Here is a 23,121-nt window from a genome sequence, read left to right as displayed (position 1 = left end):
CAGGCGCTCAGCATCTCGCACTTGCGACCAACGACATTCTCGCAGCGGTGGACGCTCTGGTCGACGAAGGAATCGAGTTTCTCTCCACTCCTGCTTCGTATTACGAGGATCCCGAACTCCGAGCGCGCATCGGCGAGGTTCGAGTCCCGATCGAGGAATTGCAGAAGCGAGGCATCTTGGTCGACCGCGACGAAGACGGCTATCTTCTACAGATCTTCACCAAGCCGATCGGTGATCGGCCCACCGTGTTCTTCGAGATCATCGAGCGCCACGGATCGCTGGGATTCGGGCTGGGAAACTTCAAGGCCCTGTTCGAAGCGATCGAGCGTGAGCAGGCTGCGCGGGGCAACTTCTGAGGTAGGTCAGCTGTTTTCGGTCCAAGCCCAGACCACCGCGGGTCGCCCGGTGGCGCTGACCCGGACTCGTTCGTCGGTTCGTTCCAGTCCGGGCAGCGACTTGAGTGTGCGGTTCAAGTTGCCCGGGTCCGGACGCACACCGGAAAGCTCCTCCGCCACGGCCAAGGCGTACGACGCCGGAAACGACGGTCCCAGCAGCGCTCGTGTGAATGCCTGATCTCGCCACAAGAGGGTGTCCGCAAGGATGGGGCGAGTATCGGCGACTATCCGATTGTGGTCGAACGCAAGGTCCCCCGGGTTGTCCCAGCTCACCCATTCGGCTGAACCCGGCACCTCGTCAGACGAGATCACTGCCCACATGGTCACCGAGAGCGTCGGACCACGAGGGTCGCGATTGGGCTCGTCGAACACGGTCAGTTGTCCACCGGCCAGGATCTTCTCTTCGGGAATTTCGAGCTTGGTGGTCACGGCTCGCCTGGCGGCGTCCTGCAATCGCTCACCGGCGCCCAGCAGTACACCGGGCAGCGCCAACTGCCCGGTGTACGGCTCTGCTTGCCGCGGTGTGACGGCAAATCGCAGTTGCCCCGGCTCCGGGTTACCGAACCGCAGAGCGATGACGTCGATCGAGACGAGAGACTGGTCCACACCATCCATCATGCAGGCACAGGGCTCCACTCACGACGATCGGCCCGGTCAGGGCCGTCGGCAGCCAGAACCACCGGAACTCCCATTTCCTGACCCAGGTAACCGGCGAAGCCCTCCCTGTCAGTCGGAATACCCTTCGGCACAACCGCTACGGCCTGCAAGGCATCTGTCAGTGCCTGTTGGTGATCGAGATCCTTCCACTGTCCGACCGGGAGGGATCGCCACCCCTCGTATTCCTGCACCCCGTGGATCGGGATGCCTGCCGTCAGGCCACGATCCATCGCATCGAGGTGCGTCAGCGCCAATCCGTCGACGCCACCGCTGACCTCGATTGCGTAGCGCAACAACAACTCGTCGAGGTGCCCGATCCGAAACTCACCTTGATACTCGCCGGTGCCGTTGTGCTCCTCGGGCAAGACCTTCGCCAGCGCTGGATCCTCGGTCGGGAAGGGCCCAGCTCCGTGCCGTGTCATGTAGGTGCGGGTGACACCGAGTATGTAACTGCCCCGGCCCAACTGGTCGATCATTGCTCGCGCATTCGACGGCTCGACCGTCGACCATGTGGTGTGTGGGTGAAAGCCCCGCCACTCGTCGAGAAGGACACCTTGTGCCCCCTCGAACACCAATCGGCCATCAGCACCGATCGCACCCAAAGCATCCGGACCGGTGATGTCCACGACCGCAGCGAATTCCGTATACATGTCGACCATGTCGTCGATCGGCGGAAAACCGTGGCGACTCTCCGCGATCATCGGATCGTGGAATGTGGCCAACGCCGACAACTTACGACGCAAGGAGTCCGGCCGAAGGCAGTCCCCCACCGTAGGCGCATTCGCAACTTCGAGCGCATACGCCGCAGTCTCACCGATCCCCTTTCCACACGAGCCGTGTCGGTTACCGCCGCGAGCATCCTCGCGGGCCCTGTTGGCGGCCACGTGAATCGGTGTCGTCAACAATGCGCGCGCGTCGATCCGTATCAGATCGAACGGGTTTCGAACTCCGAGCGCTTCCAGAGCACGCGCCTCCCGGGCGAGCGCGATGGGCTCGACCAACACGAATCTCGAGAGAAACGTCGGGACGCCGGACAGCGTGCCCGAACCGAACTGCGAAAACGTGTGGTGCCGCTCGCCGACCGTTACGTTGTGCGCTGCCTGTGCCCCACCGTTGAAGCGGACCACTGCGGCCACATCCAGGTCGGCTTGATCGGAGCACAGCCAATCGACGGTTGCTCCCTTCCCTGCATCTCCGAACCCGAGGTCTACGACGACGATGTCGCGGTCTTCGAACGGCTCCATCATGTTCTCCTCTCAAGCGAAATCGACATCGTCAGTGCTCGTTCCGAGATCGCGGGGCAACCCGGCCACCGTCGCGGTGCTGCGCCCTGGAATCAGGGCGAGAGCCTTGCCGACAGTCTCGGCTTCAGCTCTTGAACCGATGTCGCGGAGATCCGCCAGTCCGTCACGCAGGTCGATGCGGTCCTCGCCGATTCCGACCGTCAGCGCGATCAGTTCGCACACCGCGGCGGGATCGTCGAGTTTGACGAAGCGTTCACCGAGCAACGTCTTCCAGTGATCCGCGATTTCCGGATCGTTGAAGTACGACGACTGATCCGGCAGAACGAAGTAGACGTTCCATCTTTCTTCGAGTTCACGGTAGATCGACGGCACCGACACGTCCTGACGTACCTTGTCCCCGATCACCGAACGGATGTGACGAGCCGAGAGCCGCGGCTTGTTCAGCTCGTCGCCGATGATGAAGAGGTAGCCTTTCCTTCCGCGCTTCTCCCAGGCATCCGTACTGGTGTGACGTGCCATGAAATATGCGGCCAATTCATAGCTTTCCGACTTCTGACCACCACCGTTGCCCTCGAGGAAGATCGTCCGAAGCTGCTCGTCCATCGCGTTACCCGACTCGAACTGGCCGACTTGTAGTGGCACCTGATCGGAATCGGCGTCGCCGATACCACCGAACAGAATCTGCGGATCATCCGCATATCCCTTGCGTTGCAGCAGCCCGTGCAGCTTTCCGAGCTTGTCCTGCATGATTCGAGGAACAGCGCCCATCGAGCCGGTGACATCGAAAAGCACTGCTATCGGGAGAGAATCGGGGTGCCCGTCCGAGTCTCGGCATTCACGCTTGTCGACGCCGAAGGGGTCGAGGGTCGGGTCCGCTTTCCAACTGCTTCGCGGACGCGACCGAAGCGAATCGGTGTAACCGAAATCGTCGACACCGCGTGCGGCACGAAAAGTCTTGCCCGCCAAATAGGTGTTGTCGTCCCAGTATCCGTAGCCCATGACAATCACTGTCCTTTCGTGGATGGAACGGCGAACGGACGAAATGTCCGCTGGCCATAGAGAAGATCGAGGAGTTCGTCGAACTCGCCAAGTAGGTCGACCGCGTCGGGACGCAATCTCGGGTTGTCCTGCATGCAGCCGTCGGCAAACGCCTTCATCCGTTCGTGGGTCTGCTCGCCCAGCATTCGGAGCATCAAATGATGAGCCATGTACACGTCCCAGGCCGGAGACGCTCCTTCGCCGAGTTCCGGTGGGTACGAATCACGATCGGAACCGATCGTCGCCACCGGGCGGCTGCCCGTACGGGTGGCAAAGGACCAGCCGACCAGCACCACCCCGTGCCGATCAGGCTCGATCAGCACGTTCTCCGCGGTAATCGCGGTGTGCACCCAACCAGTCGCATGCGCTGCTGCCAGAGCACGAAGTAGCCGTCGGTGCATCCACGCCCAGTCCCGTGGATCGAGGCCACCTGGATACGCCTCACGGACGTCGGCGAGACTCACGAAACCTTCGGTCAGATCGTCCAGCACGTCGATCTGGCGTCGCGCGCCGGCGTCCACATGAGTGATTCGGTCGATCAACCGCGGGAAGTACGGCGCTGCCCAACCGGCTTCGCACGAATTCTCGATGTCCGTCAACACATTCCGTTCGGCCTCGATCATCGAGTTCGCCCGAGGGTTTCGCGGAATCTTGAGTACGACACCGGCATCGGACCGGTACAGGTTGGCGACCGAGCCGCGGGCTACCAGTCCACCCAACGAATACTCTCCCCGCTCGCCTACATATACGGGACGAGAATCTGCGGACTCGAACTCTGCCGACCAACTCCGGTAGAGCTCGTTCAACCGAGATGTTGCCGCCGAGTACCGCACCCGATCTTCGGGCTTCGCCCGGTCCGGATGGATGGCAGAGGCGAGCCGATGAAAACGACGCTTTGCAGCGCGGCGGGAGTCGAGATCACTGGAGACTCCCCCGAACACATCAGCCGAAACCTTTGCCGTCTCGACCGTTTCGAGTGCAGTGCGCGTCGTTTTCATGGTTTTAGTCTAACTGACTAAAACGAATGCGGCAACAATGCGTATTGCATCCCGGTAGATGCGCATTGCATCCTCACCATCGAGACCGGTCTCGCTTGAAGATAGGTATACCTAACTTCGATTGCTTCCAAGGAGCACCACATGCAGGACACGCAAACGGCCATCCGCCCCCGATTCACCACCCATCGCGCTGTCGTCACAAGGAAAAGGGAGATAGGGCCTCATTTCGTTCGAGTGACGTTCGGCGAACTCCGCGACTACGACTGCGTCGGCATCGCTCCGAAGGTGAAGATCTTTCTGCCCGATGACGCCGACCATTCCGCAGCCGCCCGAGAACTGACGATTCCGACCGTCGGGGTACACGGTTTCGAGTACCCCGACGACGCACCCAAGCCGATAGTGCGGACGTACACGATCCGCGCACACCGCCGGGAACTGTGTGAGGTCGACATCGATTTCGTCGTCCACAGCGACGGGCCGGCAGGCAGGTGGGTCACGAACGCCGTTCCCGGCGACGTTGTCGGACTGACCAATGCTGCAGGGAACCAACCACTCCCGGAGCTGGCCCGTTCCCTGCTGCTGCTCGGTGACGTGTCCGCGCTCCCCGCGATCATGACGATCTTGGAGTCTCTCACGACCGATCAGGAAGCGATCACGCTCCTGATCACCGACAGCCCGGAGAATGAGATTCCGTTGGAAGCGGCCGCCGACGGTCGCGCTCGGTGGATCCACGGGTCCGACGAAGAGACGATGATCGAAGAGCTCCGTCAAGCGTTGTCGGCACATCAGCCTGACTACGTCTGGGCCGCGGGAGAGGCAGGCTCGCTCCGCGGAGTCCGTCACCTCCTCCGCCTGGACATCGGCTACTCCCCGATGAACTCGCATATCGTTGGATACTGGAAACGCAAAGCCGACGCCGACGAGGTGGCCGACGACGTCTTCGCCCGTATGCACGCGGCGGTCGCCGAAGGCCGGAACCTGACGCCTCAGGAACTGGACGAACTGACAGTCGACGATGTGGAGTTCCTATCGACGAAGCCGTGAACTGCAAGGGAGGAGGGAAACGTGGGCGTCACGCCGACGAACACCACGGAGCGTTCCCGTCGCCGAGTGCGCGCCGAGCATCTTCGCCTCGACCACGACGTGGAAGTACACAGCCACGACGTGGTGGAATTGGCTCTCGTACGAGATGGCCGAGCAGTCCAGCGCAGCGCAGACGATGTGACGGATATTCGTTCGGGTCACGTGTTGATCCTCACTCCCGGCACACGCCACAGCCTCGAATCGAATTGCCTGCTGACCACCAATGTTTTCCTGGATCCGACGCTGTTCGTCGACGAGTTGTCCTGGATCACGAGAGTTCCGGGCTGGGGTGCCGCGTTTTCTCCGCAGTCGCGCGCGCCTCGCCCCGTTCTCATCCTCGATGCCGACGACCGCACCGCGCAACTGGCCGAACTCTTCGACGAACTCGCAGCAGGCACGGGCCGATCCCGAGATCTCGGGATCGGAATTTTCGAGCAGTATGCCCTGCTGTTCGCAGCGTTCTCCGTGCTCGAGCCTCTCGTCTCCGCCACGGTGAATAGCCGTGAAGAACGCAGCTACCGTGCAACGGTCGAACTGGCTGTGGAGTTGATGAACAATAACCTCGATCATCCCTGGACTCTGGGTTCGCTGGCCGCGGAGGTCGCCCTCTCGCCTTCACAATTGAGCCGCGTGTTCGTTGCCGACACCGGTTCCAGTCCGATGTCCTATCTGCAGACATTGCGCGTCGAACATCTCGCATCTCTCTTGCGCACAACAGAACTCAGCATTTCCGGGGCTGCCCGCGCCGTCGGATGGCACGATCCCGGCCACGCAGCGCGTAGGTTCCGATCCCGGTGGCAGTGCAGCCCGAACCAGTATCGCGAACGGTTTCGCTGATCACTCCACCTTTCGGTCACTCGCTCGTCGTCCTGCCGAGGCCCAGGGCGGCTACGGCTTTGCGTAGCTCGATCACCGCCGGACCAGTGTCCCCCTCACGGGTACACAGATCGATCGAACACTGCTCGATGTCGGAGATTCGCACGAAACTGACATCCGAGCGGGTGTAGTACTCGGCAATGGTTGCTGCCGTTATGACCACCGCTCGACCGTTGGCGACGACCTCGAGCGCTTCGTCCATCGTGCGGACCGAGGGACCGTACCGGACGGGTACACCACTCGGGCGCGGGTCCACCGACCACCATTTCACCCATTCGAGTGGTGCACCGTCACTCGAAACCTGCACCATCCCATCTATTTCAGAAATCTCGATGCTCGTACGACCCGCCAGTCGGTGTCCTCGAGGCAACGCCGCCACCCGCGGTTCGACGCCTATCCGTTCGAGCACCACACCGTCGAGCACCGGCAGTGGCGGCCGCACGAAGGCGGCATCGACGGTCGCGCTCGCCACCGCGGAAACCTGTTGGGACCAATCCAATTGGACCAGCTCCACCTCCGCATGCAACGAATCGATCACCGCACGCCCCAAACTTCCGGCAGCCCCGTTGATGAATCCGATCCGCAACCGCCTGGCCCGCCGACGCTCGAGTGCATCGAGCCCGTTCATCGCGCGAACGGCGAACTCGAGCGCGGGCCGCGCATCCGCGACGAACACCTCACCCGCGGCGGTGAGCACCACCGGGTGCGAACTGCGATCGACCAACTCGACTCCCACCTGCTCCTCGAGTCGACGAATCTGCTGACTGAGAGCAGGCGCCGTGACGAACAACCGGTCTGCCGCTCGTCCGAAGTGCCCTTCCGCCACGACGACGAGCAACGAGGACACCAACCGCAGGTTCAGATCCTCACCTCTTCGCGCCTTTTTCATTACCGTCCATTCGGTTGTTTACGGCCGCTGTAGACCCACGAAGTGATGACCATCACGGTATCTGAACAGCGGCGTTAAGCAAACTGGCAATTTTCGAACGAAGTTCTACATGTACAGCGAATGCCTCGCCGGGTCACAGTTGTCGCAGATCCGGACAGCCCGCCGAATCTGCGACAACCAGGAGATGTGATGAGCAAGTACGAGCACGAATTCGTCCACATGATGGATGGCGTCGAAAAGCAATTGGAAACCATCGACAATCCACGGCACCAGAAGATCCTCCGCAACTACCGACGCCACGCGTTGCTCGAGGTCTCCGGTCGTTACAAGGAAATCCTCTCACCCGACATGACCGTCGAAGAACCCGTTTATCGGTTGTTCGAAGACGGGCAGTCGATTGTTCTGGACGGCATGGACGCCGTCACCACCTTCTACCAGTCGCTCGCCGAGACGGACACCCTTGTCATGTGGACCGGCAAGTCCGACTTCGCCGTATCCGACAGTGGGTTCTCCGGCGAGACCCTCTTCAGTCAGTTCGTCCCCGGTTCGATCCTCGGAGACGGGGTGTTCGGCGCTGTGCACGAATCGGGTGGATCCACGCCCACCGTCCTCGAACAGTCGTCGGACATCGACCCCGACGGTTGGTACCTCGTACGTCGGACCTTGGCATTCGTCTGGCCATATGACGAGCAGGGTCGACTCATCGGTGAGCACGTCTACGAAGATTCTGCCTCGAAAGTGGTGACCAAGGTGGACCCGAGCGAAGTCATCACGGCAGCGCGCGCGGCCGAACTGCTTGCACCACTGCTCGAAACGCATCGGCCGTGAGCGCGCCGGTAGCGATCGTCACCGGCGCAGCAGCCGGGTTGGGTGCCGCCATTGCCGAGCGCCTTGCCGAGGACTTCGGCACCCTGCTTCTCCTCGACATCGAAGAGGCGGCGCTCGCCGACACCGCAGCACGCCTGGAAAGCCTTGGCGTAGAGGTTCACACGGCACGATGCGACGTTCGACGTGAAGGCGACGTGAAGAACGCGTTCGACGTGGCTGCGTCGATCGGCAGTCCGGCAGCACTCGTCAACTGTGCCGGCATCGGCGTCTTCACTCCGTTTCTCGAAATCACCGAAGACCAGTGGGACAACACCTTTGCGGTGAACACCAAGGGCAGCTTCCTGATGTGCCGAGAATTCGTGAGTAGAACCGAGGGTCCCGCAGCGATCGTCAACATCGCGTCGATCGGCGCCCGCTTGGGCGGTGACATGCTCGCGCACTACGGACCGTCGAAGGCCGCGGTGATCGAGATGAGTCACAGTGTCGCCCGGATCGGCGCGACCCGAGGACTCCGTTCGAACACCGTCATGCCCGGACTGATCCTCACCGACATGTGGTTGCGGACCATCAAGGAACTGCGTCGACGCGATCCCTCGCTCGCAGATGTCTCCGATTCCGACGTCTTCGATTCTTTTGTCGCCCAGATGGTTCCGATGGGTCGAGCTCAGACACCCGGAGACATCGCCGAGATGGTCGCGTTCTTGCTCAGCAACAAGGCTCGCAACGTCACCGGGCAGACGATTGCCGTCGACGGCGGCGCCGTGATGACCTGATCGGGTAGATGGCGGTCAGCCCCAGCGTGACTGGCCGCCGTCGAGTGGGATCGTGGCACCCGTGAGGTAACCGGCGTCTTCACTGACGAGGAAGACGACGGCACGCCCGATGTCGGTCTCGGGATCCCCGACTCGTCCCAGCGGAATACCCGCGACAAATGCCGCCGCCTCTTCCGGATTCTTGTCCATCCACCACTGCAACGCGGGAGTCTTGGCGTGCGGGGCGACGTTGAGAACTCGAATGTTGTCCTTGCCCCACTCGCAGGCCGCGGCGCGGGTCAACGAGCGCATGCCTTCCTTGATGGAACCGTAAGCGCCGTAGTTGCTGGCATCCCAGCGCACGGCCGCCGAGGTGACCATGTTGATGATGACGCCACCACCACGACTGTTCATGTGCGGGTACGACGCCTGCATCATGCGCAGGGTGGCGAGTGGGCCCGTCGCGAAGGAACGCTCGAAGTCTTCGTCGAGCACGCTCAAGAGCGGGCCTGGCTTGCAGTCGTTGGCGTTGTTGACCAGGATGTCGATTCCGCCGAACAGTTCGACGGTACGGTCCACGGCCGCGGTGATGTCGTCCTTCTTGCTGACGTCGCAGACCACCGCCTCACCGCGCGCGCCGATGTCAGCGAGTAGTCCGCACGTAGTGTGCAACTTGGATTCGGTACGGCCGGCAACGGCGATCACTGCGCCCTCTTTGGCCAACGCCAGGGCAATCCCCTGCCCGATTCCCTGCCCCGCACCCGTGATGAGTGCGACTTTGCCTTCGAGTTTGCCCATCTGACTACTCCAATGTCCTTCGACGTACGGTGCCCTTTTGCGAGAGGGACCGGCCGATTCTGGTGACTGCCGCCGTTTGTCGTCTACACTCGACCTACAAAACAACCAAGCACTTGCTTGACCCTAAGGTGTGCGACCATGTCGCGTCAATCACCTTGGGCGGCAATTCAGCTCGGCACCGCACCAGGAAGGCTCCACCGTGACACTGCCCAACCCTGTCGATTTCAGCGGACGCTCGGTGATCGTCACCGGTGGCACCAAAGGCATCGGCTACGTGATCGCCGAAACCTTCCTCGCCGCGGGCGCGAACGTGCTGGTCTGTGGCCGTAACGAGCCCGAGTCTCTACCCACCGCCGACGGTCGTAGCGCCGCCTTTCGCGCCACGGACGTCCGCGATCCCGCCGACGCCGCAGCCCTCGTCCAGGATGCCGTCGAGCGCTTCGGCCGTCTGGACGTCCTGGTCAACAACGCCGGTGGCTCCCCTGACGCCGATGCTGCGACGGTGTCGCCCCGCTTCGTCGAGAAGATCGTGGCACTGAACTTGTTGGCTCCCTTCAACGTTGCCCAGGCTGCCAACTCAGTCATGCAGACGCAGGACGACGGCGGCGCCATCATCAACATCGGCAGCGTCTCGGCAATCGACCCGCAGCCCGGAACCGCGGCGTACAGCGCGGCCAAGGCGGGCCTCCTCGTTCTGACCAAGGCGTTGGCCCTCGAATGGGCGCCCAAGGTCCGGATCAACCACATCACCACCGGCCTGATCCGTACGGAGGCTGCCGCCGAGGTCTACGGTGCCGACGGCGGCGCTGCGGTCACCAAGACCATTCCGATGGAGCGTATGGCCGTACCGGCCGATATAGCCAACTCCTGCCTGTTCCTGGCGAGCCCACTCTCCTCGTACGTGAACGGCGCCGACATCGCCGTTCACGGCGGCGGCGAATACCCGGCTCGCTACATGGCGACCCATCAGGACTGAATCACTCGCAAAGCAGCCCCTGAGCGAATGTGCTCAGGGGCTGCTTTTTCGTGCGAACAACTGCGGGGCGCGACGAGGGGGTCAAGCACCCCGCAGTTGAGTATGGAGGGCCTAGTGAGTGGAGAAGCTCACTCGTGCACCGGAAATCGCCACCTGATCACCCTTGACGACCTGGAACGCAAGGTCGTCGGGAGTTCCCCACGCAACGATGGACGGCGCTTCACCCGGATGGATTGCCGCAGCGAATCGGCCCTCGAGGCTGACGAGATCAGCCGGATGCACTCCGGCGACCCGAGCAAGCTCGAGTGTGCTGGCGGCCAGCGTGCACAACCCGTGCATGATCGGACGCGGCTGGTTGATCCGCGCCGCAGCCTCGGGATCGATGTGGATGTGGTGTTTGTCGCCCAGCAGCCGGTACATCGCCGTCTGGTTCTCCGCGGTGGTCAGCACACCGGTGAGCGAGGGCTCGCCAGTCGGCTCCGCCGGACGTGAGGGTCCACGTTCTCCGCCGAATCCACCGGCACCGGGAGCGAACAGTGACCAGGTTGCGACGAAGTATTCGCACTCGACCTTCACCTCGAACACCGCTGCTGCACCCTTGTCCCACACCTCGCCGACCGAAGCCTTCAAGGTCACGTCACCGCTACGCGGCAGCGGGGCAAGCACTTTCAGTTCCTGCGAGCCGTGCAGTGCCGTCGAGGTGTCGAAGGCGCCCGCCGAGCCCAGAGCGTCGGGAGCCCACTGCGCCAGCGTCAGCGCAAAAGTCGGCAGTACCCGAAGCTGATCCTCGAAGACGAGGTCCAGTTCGGTTGCCTTGGCGCCCACGGCAAGTGCGTACAAGATCGCATCGCGCTCGGTGTACGACACGGTACGGGTACCGAGATCGGCTCCGCGCCAATCGCCGGCGGTCTTCGCAGCTTCCGAAGTTGTCACTGTCATTTCCTCTCTCAAACAGCGCCGAGAACGAGACCGCTGGTGGGTACTGCCGTTCCGGCTGTGACCAGCACGTTTTCGACGCCCGCCGGTTGATTGGTCGATGTGCCTCGGACCAGACGCACACCTTCGGCAATTCCGTTGACGCCGTGCAGGTATGCCTCGCCCACCTGACCACCGTGCGTGTTGGACGGCAGGCGTCCGCCGATCTCCAGGTTGCCTTCACGGATGAAGTCCTTGGCCTCACCGGGCTTGCAGAAGCCCAGTTCTTCGAGCTGCGGAAGCACCAACGGGGTGAAGTGGTCGTACAGGATCGCTGCGTTGATGTCATCGGGGCTCAGGCCGCTCTGGCCGTACAGCTGACGAGCAACCAGGCCCATCTCGGGGATACCGGAGATGTCGGGGCGGTAGTAGCTGGTCATCATGTGCTGATCCTTGCTACTGCCCTGAGCGGCGCCCTTGATGACGACGGGCTTGTTGGCCAGATCCTTTGCGCGCTCGGCAGAGACGATGACCAGCGCCTGGCCGCCGTCGGTTTCCTGGCAGCAGTCGAGCAGGTGCAGCGGCTCGGCGATCCAGCGTGAGTTCTGATGATCTTCGAGCGTGATCGGGCGCTGGTAGAACCACGCAGCCGGGTTGTTGGCGGCGTGCTTGCGCGCCACCACTGCAACTCGTCCGAAGTCCTCACTCGTCGCACCGTACTGGTGCATGTATCGACGGGCGAACATGGCGACCCACTGAGCGGGAGTCGACAATCCCTGAGGAGTCATCCACGCATATGCCGCTCGGTCCGCCGTGCTGTCCATGGGTCGATCGTGCTGCCCCAGGCCGTATCGCACACCGGAACGCTCGTTGAAGGCTCGGTAGCAGACCACGACGTCGGCAACACCCGTCGCAACTGCCATAGCAGCCTGTTGCACCGTGGCACACGCAGCGCCGCCACCGTAGTGAATACGCGAGAAGAACTTCAGCTCACCGAGGCCGCAGTTGCGAGCCACGATCGCTTCGCCGTTCGTCTCCGACGTGTAGGTGGACAGACCGTCGACCTCGGAGGGATCGATACCGGCGTCAGCGAGCGCCGCGATGATGGCCTCACACGCCAACTGCAGTTCGGTGCGGCCGGAGTTCTTCGAGAACTCGGTGGATCCGATGCCGACGATGGCAGCGGCACCCGAGAGCGGGCTGATCGCCATCAAGGCCTCCCCTCTTCCTTGAAAGCGACTGCGACGGTGCCGGATGCGTGATTCCCCAGGCTGTTCGCGCCCTGCACCTTGACCACGACCACTCCGTCTTCCTTGGAGACGACTTCACCGGTCATCGTCATGGTGTCGCCCGGGTAGTTGGGCGCCCCGAGACGAATGGCGATGCGGCGCAAGGTCGATGCAGATCCGGCCCAGTCGGTGACGTACCGGCCGACGAGACCGTTACTCGTGAGGATGTTCATGAAGACATCCTTGGAGCCGCGCTCCTGAGCCAGGCTCGGATCGTGGTGCACGTCCTGGAAATCGCGGGTGGCGATCGCGGTGGCGACGATCAACGTACGGGTCAGCGGGATCGCCAACTCGGGCAGTGCCTCTCCGACCATGATGTCCGCGTAACTGCGACCGGCAAGAACGGTCATGCGAGCACCTCCACACCGGATGCGAGCTGCGCACCCAGACGCGCGAGGTCGGAGCTGGAACCGCCGAGGGTGGCAGCAATCTGCTTGCCCCACAGCAGATGACGGTGAACCGGATAGTCGGTGTCGACCCCCATGCCGCCGTGGACATGCGTGGTGCGATGCACGACGCGCTGTCCGCCGTCGGTTGCCCACCACTTGGCGACCAGTACCGAGGTGCCGAGATCCAGGCCCTCGGAGATGCGCCAGGCCGCCTGCCACAAAGTCACGCGCATCGCTTCGAGATCGATGTAGCAGTCAGCGAGTTGATGATTGACGGCCTGGAAGGTCGCGAGCGGACGGCCGAACTGCTTTCGGCCGTTCAGGTACGTGACGGCCTGCGCGACTGCGCCCGATCCGACACCCCATTGGATTGCTGCCAACGCCAGCTGAACTCGGTCGATCAGCCACGGAACCGTCGTACCGTCGGCCGCGCCGATGAGCTGCGCCGGCGCACCGGCGAAGGTGACGTTGGCACAGATCTCCCAGTTGGTGGACTGCGTCTGTTCGAGCGTCACTCCTTCGGCATTCAGATCCACCAGCAGCAGTGCCGTACCGGTGGAAGCGGTTGCCGAAACGAGAGCAAGGTTCGCGACGTGAGTCATCGGCACTACGGCCTTCTCACCCGTCACGGTCCAGTTGCCGTCGGCGTCCTGCTCAGCCGTGGTCAGTGGGTCGCCGCCCGTGTACGGACCGAACTCTTCGAGACCGATGGTCAGGAATCGACTGCCGTCGGCAACACTCGGAAGGATCTCGGCGCGAAGGGAATCGGAGCCGAATTCATTGACAGCCGATGCTGCAAGGGTCGTCTCCCAGATCGGCACGGCCGCAACGTGACGTCCCTGCTGTTCGAGCAGTGCGTACAGCTCCGACAATCCGAGGCCGCCGCCGCCGAACTCCTCCGGCAGTGCGATGCCGAGCAGCCCGGTGCTCGCGAGTTCACGCCACAGTTCACGGTCGACGCGCTCGGCCGAGAGTTCGATCTCCTTGGTGCGCTCGATCGTTGCCTTGCTGGTGAAGACCTCGTCGGCCAGTGCGCGAATTGCTTCCTGCTCTTCGCTGAAATTGAAGTCCATCAGTGCTCCTCGCGTACGGCCGGCCGGAACGCGGGAAGCGTCAGATCCGGGTCGGCGTCGATCCAGTCAAGTTCCACGGGCATGTCGACCACGACATCTTCGGGCGCGATACCCACCATGTTGGCGATCAATCGTGTTCCCTCTTCGAGTTCGATTACCGCAACGACGAGCGGGTAGTCGAACGCGTCGATCTTGGGATGATGATTGACCACGAAGCTGTACACCGTGCCGCGCCCCGACGCGTCGATCGTGTCCCACTCGAGTGACTGGCACTCCCCGCACATCGGGCCGGTGGGATGACGCAGCGTCTTGCAGGACGTGCAGCGCTGGATCACCAGACGGTGCTCCTTGGCGGCTTCGAACCAGAAAGCGTTGTCCGCGTTGAGAGCCGGACGCGGACGCAGAGCGCGCGGCGCCTCCGGTGCAGCAGCTTCCTGAGGCTTGAACCGCAGCGTCCGCCACCGCTGGGTGCCGACCACCTCGCCGTCACCGTTGCGGTAGGTCTTGAGCGTCGTGACAAAGTGTCCGACACCGAGTCCGGTCTTCTTCTCCGGCGAAATCGACTCGATGACCTCGGTGTAGTTCACGCGATCTCCTGGCCGCAGTTCGGCGAAGAACTCCTGATCGGAATCGGTTGCCACAACGGAGCTGTAACCGGCTGCGTCGAGAGTGGCGATCAGATCGGTCCACACCTGCGACGGGTCGTTGCCCGCCATCTTGTCGGTGAACGTCCGCATGATCCAGACCTGGAGCATCTGAGCGGGAGCGACGACGCCGTCACGTCCGGTGGCGCGGGCAGCTTCGTCGTCGAGGTAGACGGGGTTGGTATCGCCCATGGTCTCGGCCCAATGCCTGATCATGGGGATGTTGACCTCGTCGGGCCCCCAGGTGGTGGGGACCAGAGTCTGGCCGACAAAGGCGTCTAGTTGCGCCGAAATGTCGCTCACTTGACCCTCTTTTCGCGAACGAGTCCCAAGCCGATGGTGCCGACCATGTCACGCAGAACTTCGTTGACGCCGCCACCGAAGGTGTTCACGACACCCTGACGCGAGATCTGTTCGATCTGACCGGCAAGCAGCGCACCTGGGGACTCCGGGCGAATGCGTCCGGCGGAGCCGAGAATTCCGAGGAGGGTGCGATAGACGTCGACGTGAGTTTCGGTGCCGTACGTCTTGGTGGCACCGGCGTCGGCTCCGGAGAGCGTGTCCTGCGCGACGGCTGCCGTCATCTTCCAGTTCAGCAGTCGCATGGCCTCGAGCTTGGCGTGTGTACGAGCGAAGTCCTGCTGCACCCATGGGATGTCGATGGCGCCGTTTTCCTTGGCCCAGTCCAGGACCAGGTTCCACAGACCGTAAGTACGCCCACCGATCGCTGCCAAGCCGATTCGCTCGTGATTGAGCTGAGCCGTGATGAGCTGCCAGCCGCCGTTGACCTCGCCGACGACGTCCTTCGACGGAACACGAATGCCGGAGTAGTACGTGGACGTCACCATCAAGCCGCCGACGGTGTTGATCGGTGACCACTCGAAGCCTGCGTCCTCGGTGGGGACGATCAGGATCGAGATGCCCTTGTGCTTGGGGGCATCCGCGTCGGTGCGGCACGCCAGCCACACGTAGTCGGCGGTGTTGGCGCCACTGGTGAAGATCTTGTTGCCGTCGACGATCCACTCGTCATCGTCGAGGACCGCACGGGTCTTGAGCGAAGCCAAGTCCGTTCCGGCCTCGGGCTCGGTGTATCCGATGGCGAAAACGATGTCGCCGGCCAGAATGCCGGGCAGGAATCGTTCCTTCTGCTCTTCGGTGCCGTACTTCATCAACGTCGGTCCGACGGTATTGACCGTCACGAAGGGGAACGGCAGACCCGCGCGCTGAACCTCGTCGAAGAACACGAACTGCTCTTCGATGGAGCGTCCCTGGCCACCGAATTCCTTGGGCCAGCCGATGCCGAGCCAGCCGTCCTTACCCAGCAACTTCACGATCTCGCGGAAGTACTCGCCGCCCACACCTTGCTCGCCGGCCGCGCGACGCTTCTCTTCCGGCAGCAGCGCCGCGAAATACGCGCGCAACTCCTTGCGGAGCTCCTGCTGCTCGGGCGATTCCCTCAGATCCATCGCTGTTTCTCCTATGGCATTCATGGCTGGCAACTCTTGGCCTGGACGCTAACCAGATGCCCAGGTGGGCGCTGTGAATGTCTCGTTGAGCGGGAAGCCGAAACATGAGCGGCGTCACATAAGGTGAGATATGCGCATGGACTCATCGGATCGCGTCGCTCTCACCGACTTGGCCGCCAGGTACGCACAGGCCGTCGACCGCCGAAACACCACCGCACTTGCGGCTCTCTTCACTGACGACGTGGCATTCGTCTTGCCGCCGGCATTGAACGGAACGGATGCACCGACGGAGATACGTGGGAACTCCGTTGTCAGCAGTTCAGTGGTCGATGCCGTCTCACATCTGCACTCGACCCGGCACATCGTCGAGCAGCAGATCCTCGACCTCGACAGCCCCACCACCGCGCACGGTGAGACCTACTGCTCCGCCCACCACATCTATCCGCGGGGCGAGGGCCACCGGGACAACCGGATCGAGATCCGTTATCAGGACAGCTTCGAAAAGGTCGACGGCACCTGGCTGTTCTCGCGTCGCGAATTGGTGGTCGATTTCGCGGAGGACGTTCCGGTCATCCTCCTCGGACAATAGGTAGACGAAAAAATCGCGGTGATTCTGTATCTCCTCACAGGAGGATTACCGGGCTAGCGTTCACGAACTGTCACGCCATCTCGGCGTGGCGTTCGGCTATGTCTTGGAGATTCACATGTCACGCTCGCGCACCAGAAGATTCCTCGCTGCCTTCGCAGTGGCCGCCGTCGCAGTCGGAACCGTCGCAGCGTGCTCGAGCGACAACTCCTCCGACGAGAACGCACCCCTTCGCATCGTCGCTTCTTCTGTTCCGCATGCCGAGATCCTGAAGTTCGTCGAAGAAAAGGGCCTGCTCGGCGACACCAAGATCGAGGTCAGCGAGATCACCGGCGATCTCGACGCCAACGAGGTGCTCGAAGCCGGAGACACCGACGCCAACTTCTTCCAGCACGTGCCGTACCAGGAATCGTGGTCGAAGGAGAAGGGTGTCGACGACCTGGTCGCCGTGGCGAAGGTCCACGTCGAGCCCCTCGGTGCATATTCCAAGAAGGTCACCAACGTGGCCGACCTACGCCAGGGCGCAACGGTCGCTTTGTCCAACAACGTGACGAACTTCGCCCGTGGGCTGTACCTGTTGCAGCAGGCCGGATTGATCAAGCTCGATCAGCAGTTGGGTGCCCCCGGCACCGACATCACCCAGATCAGCGAGAAGAACATCATCGACAACCCCAAGGGGCTCACGTTCACCCAGGTCGATCCTCCGCAGCTTCCGCGCACGCTCGATGACGGAAACGTCGATCTCGCAATCATCAACGGCAACTACGCAATCGAAGGCGGCCTCAATCCGGCCAAGGACGCACTGGTGCTCGAGAAGGCCGAAGGCAACCCGTACGCCAACGTCCTGACGGTTCGTACCTCCCTCGAAAACGATGCGCGAGTGCAGAAGTTGGCTGAGGCATTGACGTCCACCGACGTCGCGACATTCATCGAGCAGACCTACCAGGGCTCGGTCATTCCGGCCAGCGCCACCTGATCGAGACCCGTCATGGTCTTCTCGATCGAATCGGTCTCCAAGGAATACCGCAGCGGCACGAAAGTTCTGCATGCACTCGATTCCGTGTCCCTGAAAATCGAAGACGGCGAAATCTTCGGCATCATCGGCAAGAGCGGCGCCGGCAAGTCCACTCTGCTCCGATGCCTCAACCTGCTCGAACGCCCCACCAGCGGCCGGATTCTGCTGGGCGACACCGATCTGACTGCGCTGAGCCCGGCGCAGTTGCGCGATGCACGCAAGCGGATCGGTGTCGTGTTCCAGCATTTCAATCTGCTGCATTCCCGCTCCGTCGCCGCCAACATCGCGTTTCCTCTCGAAGTGGCGGGGTATTCGCGGGCAGATCGACGTGCCCGCGTCGACGAACTGATCGAGCTGGTCGGTCTGGAAGACCGACGCGACGCGTTCCCTTCGCAACTGTCCGGTGGCCAGAAACAACGCGTCGGCATCGCGAGAGCCTTGGCGGCTTCACCCGATGTCCTCCTGTGCGACGAGGCCACGAGCGCCCTCGACTCGGACACGACCGACTCGATCCTCGACCTGCTCGCCGACCTCAATCGACGACTCGGTGTCACCATTGTTCTGATCACCCACGAGCTCAACGTGGTTCGACGGATCTGCCATCGCGCTGCTCTGATCGATCAGGGCCGCATCGTCGACGAGGGAACTCTCACCGAACTGGTCGCGGACCCGGACTCGCCTCTCGGTGAAGCACTGCTGCCGACCGGAACGGTGCGAACATCCCGGACCGGAATTCCGGCGCTCCTCACCTTTGTCGATTCACTGTCGACCTCGCCAGTGATTTCCCAACTCTCACGGGATCTCGACGTCGACGTCACCGTGATCTCGGGCGGGATCGAGGACATCGGAGCCCATCAGGTCGGCCGTCTTCGCGTGGAGTTCGCCTCGCACACGGGACTCGTCAGCGACGAAGAGACAAGAAAGGCTGTCGAAGAACATCTTTCGCAGCGCGGAGTGAAGGTGACGTTCTCATGAACAAGACGTCCTGGCAGGATTCCCTCGGCGAAGCGTGGGACGCCCTACTCGACACGCTCTACATGGTCGGCGTCTCGTTCGTGCTCACTGTGATCATCGGTATCGCCCTCGGCGTTCTCTTGCACGCGAGCGCGCCCGACGGAATCCGTCCCAACCGCGTCCTCAATTCGGTACTGGGCACCGTGGTGAACATCGGCCGTTCGCTGCCGTTCGTCATCTTGTTGGTTCTGCTCATCCCGGCGACGAGGGCGATCGTCGGGACAGCGCTCGGTGCCACGGCAGCTATCGTGCCGCTGACCATCGGCTCGGTGCCATTCTTCGCGCGCGTCGTCGAGAACGCTCTGCGTGAAGTCGATTCCGGACGCGTCGAGGCCGCACGGTCCATGGGCGCTACCGACAAGGACATCGTCGTCAAAGTACTACTGCCCGAATCGGTTCCGGGCTTGGTAGCCGGAGCAACCCTGACGGCGGTGATGCTGATCGGTTTCTCGGCCATGGCAGGCGCCATCGGCGCCGGTGGTCTCGGCGACTTCGCGATCAAGTACGGCTACCAACGATTCAACACCCCGGTGCTGTTCGTCGCAGTCGTGATCTTGATCGTGCTGGTCCAGGCGATCCAGTCGACCGGCGATCTCGTAGTTCGTTCAATGGCGCACAAGCGGTAACCGTTCAGCTCGAGACCATCGCGATCGCAGTTCGCAGGCCGCGCCGCTTACCGGTCTGCGGATCGACACCGAAGACTTCCTTGATTCCGCCGCGGATGCGGAACTTCAACTCCGAATGCGTCTCCGGAGCATCGTCCTGAGACGCGGAGAGAAACCTGTTGGGCAGAGACAACTTCCAGATTGTCCGCAGCGTCAATCCGTACTGCTTCCACAACGGGCCGGTGGTGTACGGGAGATCGTACTTGTCGCACAGGTCGCGCAGCGGCACAGCGATTTCCGAGTACCGGTTGCTCGGCAAGTCGGGGAAGCAGTGGTGCTCGATCTGGTAGCAGAGGTTGCCGCTCATGAATGCCATCACCGGACCGGCGTGAAAGTTGGCTGACCCCAGCATCTGTCGCAGATACCACTGAGCGCGCGATTCGTTCTCGAATTCCTCGAGCGTGAACTTCTCGGCACCGTCTGGGAAGTGCCCGCAGAAGATGACGGCGTAACTCCAATAGTTGCGGATGAGATTTGCAACGACGTTGGCCGTCAACGTGGTCTTCCACGCCGGACCGGTCAGAGCGGGGAACAGGATGTAATCCTTCGTCACCTGCCGCGCGATCTTCTTTCCGACGTCTTTGGCCATCTCCGATTTCTCGGACCACTTCACCTCACCCTTGCGGAGTTTGTCCGTTTCCAGGTGATGCAGTGCCACGCCCCACTCGAACAGTGTCGCGAGAACGAAATTCGTGATCGGTTGAAAAAGATAGTCGGCGTGCCACTTCTGATCACGGGTGACGCGCATGATTCCGTAACCCACGTCGTTGTCGAGGCCGACGATGTTGGTGAACTTGTGATGAGTGAAGTTGTGCGAGTGCTTCCATCCCGAGGACGGGCAGGTGTTGTCCCACTCCCAGTTGCTCGAGTGAATCTCGGGATCGTTCATCCAGTCCCACTGGCCGTGGATGATGTTGTGGCCGAGTTCCATGTTCTCGATGATCTTGCCGGCACCCAGGAGCGCAGTCCCCAGAATCCAGGCAGGCTTCTTCTTGCTGGCGAACAAGACGATGCGGCCGGCCACCATCAGAGAGCGTTGAAACGCGATCGTTCGCTGGATGTATCGAGCATCGTGCGCGCCGCGCTTCTCCTCGATGTCGAGCCGAATGGCATCCAGCTCGCGCCCGAGCGCCTCGACGTCTTCCTCGGTCAGATGGGCATATTCCTTGATGTCGGTGATCGCCACAGTGTTTCTCCGTATCGGTTTTCTCCGTGCCGCAGGACTGGTCCGTCGGGCGGTACCCCTGGGAGCCGGTGAGGAAACGTCAGCCCCGATATTCATGTGCGTCTTCACGCAATCTATGCCAGAGTCGATATACGTGAGCCCCGAAAACAAGATCACCATCCGCACCGCTACCGAGAGTGACTGGCCGGCTCTCCAACTACTCGACTCGGTGGGGTTCGGTTTTCACCCGTCTCCCGCGGTCAGCGAACTGACGAAGGCGCTCTACAAGCCCGAGGACATCATCCTCGCCGTCGACGGTGACTTACCCGTCGGCGTGGCCATCGAAATCGACATGGAATTCACCGTGCCCGGCGGCCGCCAACTCCCCACGCGCGGAATCACCTGGGTATCCGTCGCCCCGACTCACCGTCGTCGTGGCGTCCTACGCTCGATGTTCACTGCACTTCACGCCCACATCGAGTCGACCGGAGCACCACTTGCCGCCCTGACGGCCAGCGAAGCCGGCATCTACAACCGCTTCGGATACGGCCCCGCCACCTTCAGCGAGGGCATCACCCTCGATCGCCGCTTCGCGCGATTTCGCCCCGAGGTGCCCGACAACGGTGGCGTGTCCATCGTCGACATCAAAGCTGCCTCGACGCTTCTACCCGAGATCTACGACCGCTGGCGGCTGCAGACACCCGGCGCTCAAGTGCGTCCGCAACCGCTCTGGGACCATATGTTCGCCGACCCGTCCGAGGATCGTGACGGCGCCTCCGGACTGTTCTTTCTGACACACGCGGACGGATACATCGCTTACCGGCACACGAGCGAGGGCCGCGACAGCATCGCCCGGATCGACGAGTTCGTGACGATCACCGAAGATGCGCACGCGGCGCTGTGGCGAACGATCTGCGGCCTCGACCTCGTTACCCGGATCGAGACACGCCAGCATCCTGCCGATCCACTCCGGCTGATGCTCACGGACTACCGCCTTGCCCGGACGACGACGCGCTCCGATCGACTGTGGCTGCGCATCATGAACGTGCCCGCGGCTCTCGAGGCTCGTGAATATGCTGCTGACCTGGACACAGTCATCAAGGTCGACGATCCGTTCCTGAAGGCCGGCGGAACTTTCGCGCTTCAGGTCAAGGGCGGCAAGGCCACCTGTACGGTCACTGACGCGGAGCCTGCGATCACGATGCCCTCTGATGTTCTGAGCAGCTTGTACCTGGGCGAGCACCAGGCCAAGTCCTTCGCGGCGGCGCACCGGCTCCACGCGTCCGATCCGCAGGAGATCCGGAATTTCGACTTCGCTTTCAACGCGCAGAAGCCCGCAATTCTCGGGTACGGATTCTGATGATCTTGCCGACACGTGGGTGGACGATTTGTGCCGTCGGCCGTATTCAGGGTTAGCCTCGAACAATGGCGTTTGTCGGAAAGATGGTCAATAGGCTTCCTGAGCGGGTCCTCGTGCGCGTCCTGCCGCACGCAGAAATGCTCAAGTTCCTGGTGGTCGGCGGCATCGCCTTCATCGTCACCACGGTTCTGTTCTTCGGTATCAAGTGGACGGTCCTGCCTCAGCACCCGGTGACGGCCAACATCCTCGCAGTCCTCATCGCGACGGTTCTGTCCTACGTGCTCAACCGCGAATGGTCGTTTGCTCAGCGTGGTGGTAGACAGCGCCATCACGAGGCCGCGCTGTTCTTCATCGTCGCGGGTATCGGTTTGGCCATCAACCAGGTTCCGCTGTGGATCTCCAGCTACGTGTTCCACCTGCGCCAGCCCAACGTCTCCCTCTTCATGGAGAACTTCGCGGACTTCATCAGCGGATCGATCATCGGAACCCTGCTGGCCACGGCCTTCCGCTGGTGGGCCATGCGTCGGTACGTCTTCCCCGAAGAAGCCACCGACAGCCAGGTCGTTCTCGACATCGAAGCGACTCCCGGCACCAAGACACCGACAACCGACGCCACCGCCCTCGACTGACTTTCAGGATCGACGCACCCGATCGCTCGCGCTTCGATCAGAGTTCGTCGATACCGATCAGCCCGTCCTGAAGGGCGCGTGCAAGCAGTGCCATCTTCGTCGGGGCTGTCCGGCCAACTCCGTCGTACTTCCCTCGAATACGGGCGAGGTGCGTATTCACCGTTCCCTCCGCGATGTACAACTCACGGGAGACTTCGGCTTTCGAGTCGCAGCGAATCCAGGTCAACAGCACCTGTACTTCACGCCTACTGAGGCTGGGTGAGTCGGCAGTCTTCATCGGTGGTGTCCCTTACTTCCAGGCTTTCAGCGCGGTCGAACTCCCATGGAAACGGAGCGTGGTCGCGGGGTCACTCCGTTTGTTGACTGGGATAACTCTC

General features: G+C 62.2%; 25 protein-coding genes and 1 pseudogene. 12 read left to right on the top strand and 14 right to left on the bottom strand.

All coding sequences use genetic code 11. The features are described from left to right. Window positions 1-356, top strand: a pseudogene (locus DBV08_RS28700) (VOC family protein); the annotation flags it as partial. A 6-nt stretch (window positions 357-362) separates the two neighbouring features. On the opposite strand, the gene DBV08_RS28695 reads toward DBV08_RS28700, so the two are convergent. Genes DBV08_RS28695 through DBV08_RS28680 form a run of 4 tightly spaced genes read right to left on the bottom strand, consistent with a single transcriptional unit; the run spans window position 363 to window position 4,332 of the window. Then, entirely contained in the window at window positions 363-1,013 is a 651-nt protein-coding gene (locus DBV08_RS28695) for an NUDIX hydrolase (protein WP_124569656.1), read from the bottom strand. Then, a complete protein-coding gene (locus DBV08_RS28690) occupies window positions 1,010-2,299 on the bottom strand; it encodes an adenylosuccinate synthetase (RefSeq protein WP_397488169.1) in 1,290 nt (429 codons plus the stop codon). The genes DBV08_RS28695 and DBV08_RS28690 overlap by 4 nt, the downstream gene beginning before the upstream one ends. Window positions 2,300-2,308: 9 nt before the next feature. Next, window positions 2,309-3,295, bottom strand: coding sequence for a hypothetical protein (locus DBV08_RS28685; protein ID WP_124569654.1), 987 nt, complete (start codon window positions 3,293-3,295; stop codon window positions 2,309-2,311). Between the two features lie 5 nt (window positions 3,296-3,300). Beyond that, window positions 3,301-4,332: a hypothetical protein gene (locus tag DBV08_RS28680; protein WP_124569653.1), complete on the bottom strand. Its 1,032-nt coding sequence runs from the start codon at window positions 4,330-4,332 to the stop codon at window positions 3,301-3,303. A 141-nt stretch (window positions 4,333-4,473) separates the two neighbouring features. Between DBV08_RS28680 and DBV08_RS28675 the strand changes: the two genes are divergently transcribed. Together DBV08_RS28675 and DBV08_RS28670 are read left to right on the top strand one after the other, a co-directional pair. Further along, window positions 4,474-5,376 (top strand): siderophore-interacting protein, encoded by a 903-nt coding sequence (locus DBV08_RS28675; protein ID WP_124569652.1) that lies wholly within the window; start codon window positions 4,474-4,476, stop codon window positions 5,374-5,376. A 21-nt stretch (window positions 5,377-5,397) separates the two neighbouring features. Next, window positions 5,398-6,252, top strand: coding sequence for an AraC family transcriptional regulator (locus DBV08_RS28670; RefSeq protein ID WP_124569651.1), 855 nt, complete (start codon window positions 5,398-5,400; stop codon window positions 6,250-6,252). A 16-nt stretch (window positions 6,253-6,268) separates the two neighbouring features. Here the strand turns inward: DBV08_RS28670 and DBV08_RS28665 are convergent, their stop codons facing one another. Beyond that, window positions 6,269-7,180, bottom strand: a complete 912-nt coding sequence (locus DBV08_RS28665; RefSeq protein WP_124569650.1) for a LysR family transcriptional regulator — start codon at window positions 7,178-7,180, stop codon at window positions 6,269-6,271. Between the two features lie 189 nt (window positions 7,181-7,369). On the opposite strand from DBV08_RS28665, the gene DBV08_RS28660 reads away from it, so the two are divergent. Together DBV08_RS28660 and DBV08_RS28655 are read left to right on the top strand one after the other, a co-directional pair. Further along, a complete protein-coding gene (locus DBV08_RS28660) occupies window positions 7,370-8,008 on the top strand; it encodes a hypothetical protein (protein ID WP_124569649.1) in 639 nt (212 codons plus the stop codon). Next, window positions 8,005-8,781 carry an SDR family NAD(P)-dependent oxidoreductase gene (locus DBV08_RS28655; protein WP_124569648.1) on the top strand — a complete coding sequence of 259 codons (777 nt, stop codon included), beginning with the start codon at window positions 8,005-8,007 and terminating at the stop codon, window positions 8,779-8,781. The genes DBV08_RS28660 and DBV08_RS28655 overlap by 4 nt, the downstream gene beginning before the upstream one ends. A 15-nt stretch (window positions 8,782-8,796) precedes the next feature. Here the strand turns inward: DBV08_RS28655 and DBV08_RS28650 are convergent, their stop codons facing one another. Next, window positions 8,797-9,558 (bottom strand): SDR family NAD(P)-dependent oxidoreductase, encoded by a 762-nt coding sequence (locus DBV08_RS28650; protein WP_020909130.1) that lies wholly within the window; start codon window positions 9,556-9,558, stop codon window positions 8,797-8,799. Window positions 9,559-9,757: 199 nt separating this feature from the next. On the opposite strand from DBV08_RS28650, the gene DBV08_RS28645 reads away from it, so the two are divergent. Continuing rightward, window positions 9,758-10,534, top strand: a complete 777-nt coding sequence (locus DBV08_RS28645; RefSeq protein ID WP_124569647.1) for an SDR family oxidoreductase — start codon at window positions 9,758-9,760, stop codon at window positions 10,532-10,534. A gap of 111 nt (window positions 10,535-10,645) precedes the next feature. On the opposite strand, the gene DBV08_RS28640 is transcribed toward DBV08_RS28645, so the two are convergent. From DBV08_RS28640 to DBV08_RS28615, 6 genes are read right to left on the bottom strand one after another with little or no spacing between them, the layout of a single operon-like run. Further along, on the bottom strand, window positions 10,646-11,467 hold the full coding sequence (locus DBV08_RS28640; protein WP_124569646.1) for a MaoC/PaaZ C-terminal domain-containing protein: 822 nt from the start codon (window positions 11,465-11,467) through the stop codon (window positions 10,646-10,648). A gap of 14 nt (window positions 11,468-11,481) precedes the next feature. Continuing rightward, window positions 11,482-12,660: a lipid-transfer protein gene (locus DBV08_RS28635; RefSeq protein WP_124569645.1), complete on the bottom strand. Its 1,179-nt coding sequence runs from the start codon at window positions 12,658-12,660 to the stop codon at window positions 11,482-11,484. Further along, entirely contained in the window at window positions 12,660-13,088 is a 429-nt protein-coding gene (locus DBV08_RS28630) for a MaoC family dehydratase (RefSeq protein ID WP_095968491.1), read from the bottom strand. The genes DBV08_RS28635 and DBV08_RS28630 overlap by 1 nt, the downstream gene beginning before the upstream one ends. Then, complete coding sequence (locus tag DBV08_RS28625) at window positions 13,085-14,200, bottom strand: acyl-CoA dehydrogenase family protein (protein ID WP_124569644.1); 1,116 nt, start codon at window positions 14,198-14,200, stop codon at window positions 13,085-13,087. Before DBV08_RS28625 ends, DBV08_RS28630 begins: the two co-directional genes overlap by 4 nt. Further along, entirely contained in the window at window positions 14,200-15,147 is a 948-nt protein-coding gene (locus DBV08_RS28620; protein WP_095968489.1) for a bifunctional MaoC family dehydratase N-terminal/OB-fold nucleic acid binding domain-containing protein, read from the bottom strand. Before DBV08_RS28620 ends, DBV08_RS28625 begins: the two co-directional genes overlap by 1 nt. Next, window positions 15,144-16,310, bottom strand: a complete 1,167-nt coding sequence (locus DBV08_RS28615) for an acyl-CoA dehydrogenase family protein (RefSeq protein ID WP_124569643.1) — start codon at window positions 16,308-16,310, stop codon at window positions 15,144-15,146. Before DBV08_RS28615 ends, DBV08_RS28620 begins: the two co-directional genes overlap by 4 nt. 130 nt (window positions 16,311-16,440) lie before the next feature. On the opposite strand from DBV08_RS28615, the gene DBV08_RS28610 reads away from it, so the two are divergent. The 4 genes from DBV08_RS28610 to DBV08_RS28595 all read left to right on the top strand — a co-directional run bounded on the left by DBV08_RS28610 (window position 16,441) and on the right by DBV08_RS28595 (window position 19,551). Beyond that, the gene (locus tag DBV08_RS28610; RefSeq protein WP_124569642.1) at window positions 16,441-16,899 is read left to right on the top strand and encodes a nuclear transport factor 2 family protein; all 459 of its coding nucleotides are present in this window, start codon (window positions 16,441-16,443) and stop codon (window positions 16,897-16,899) included. A 115-nt stretch (window positions 16,900-17,014) separates the two neighbouring features. Then, window positions 17,015-17,872 (top strand): MetQ/NlpA family ABC transporter substrate-binding protein, encoded by an 858-nt coding sequence (locus tag DBV08_RS28605; protein ID WP_042952942.1) that lies wholly within the window; start codon window positions 17,015-17,017, stop codon window positions 17,870-17,872. A 12-nt stretch (window positions 17,873-17,884) separates the two neighbouring features. Then, window positions 17,885-18,886: a methionine ABC transporter ATP-binding protein gene (locus DBV08_RS28600; RefSeq protein WP_124569641.1), complete on the top strand. Its 1,002-nt coding sequence runs from the start codon at window positions 17,885-17,887 to the stop codon at window positions 18,884-18,886. Then, window positions 18,883-19,551, top strand: a complete 669-nt coding sequence (locus DBV08_RS28595; protein WP_124569640.1) for a methionine ABC transporter permease — start codon at window positions 18,883-18,885, stop codon at window positions 19,549-19,551. Before DBV08_RS28600 ends, DBV08_RS28595 begins: the two co-directional genes overlap by 4 nt. Window positions 19,552-19,555: 4 nt before the next feature. Here DBV08_RS28595 and DBV08_RS28590 read toward each other — a convergent pair whose 3' ends face one another. Beyond that, window positions 19,556-20,776: a fatty acid desaturase gene (locus DBV08_RS28590; protein WP_095968485.1), complete on the bottom strand. Its 1,221-nt coding sequence runs from the start codon at window positions 20,774-20,776 to the stop codon at window positions 19,556-19,558. Window positions 20,777-20,909: 133 nt separating this feature from the next. Here DBV08_RS28590 and DBV08_RS28585 point away from each other — a divergent pair, with 133 nt between their 5' ends. After that, a complete protein-coding gene (locus DBV08_RS28585) occupies window positions 20,910-22,115 on the top strand; it encodes an enhanced intracellular survival protein Eis (RefSeq protein WP_397488160.1) in 1,206 nt (401 codons plus the stop codon). Window positions 22,116-22,180: 65 nt separating this feature from the next. Then, on the top strand, window positions 22,181-22,744 hold the full coding sequence (locus tag DBV08_RS28580; RefSeq protein WP_095968483.1) for a GtrA family protein: 564 nt from the start codon (window positions 22,181-22,183) through the stop codon (window positions 22,742-22,744). A 37-nt stretch (window positions 22,745-22,781) separates the two neighbouring features. Here DBV08_RS28580 and DBV08_RS28575 read toward each other — a convergent pair whose 3' ends face one another. Next, the gene (locus DBV08_RS28575) at window positions 22,782-23,021 is read right to left on the bottom strand and encodes a LuxR C-terminal-related transcriptional regulator (protein ID WP_095968482.1); all 240 of its coding nucleotides are present in this window, start codon (window positions 23,019-23,021) and stop codon (window positions 22,782-22,784) included. Window positions 23,022-23,121: the final 100 nt, after the last annotated feature.

Source organism: Rhodococcus sp. KBW08, assembly GCF_003852455.1.
GTDB classification, from domain to species: domain Bacteria; phylum Actinomycetota; class Actinomycetes; order Mycobacteriales; family Mycobacteriaceae; genus Rhodococcus_F; species Rhodococcus_F baikonurensis.
Note: the sequence above shows the minus strand (reverse complement) of the source record. Positions and strands in the feature narration are given on the sequence as shown.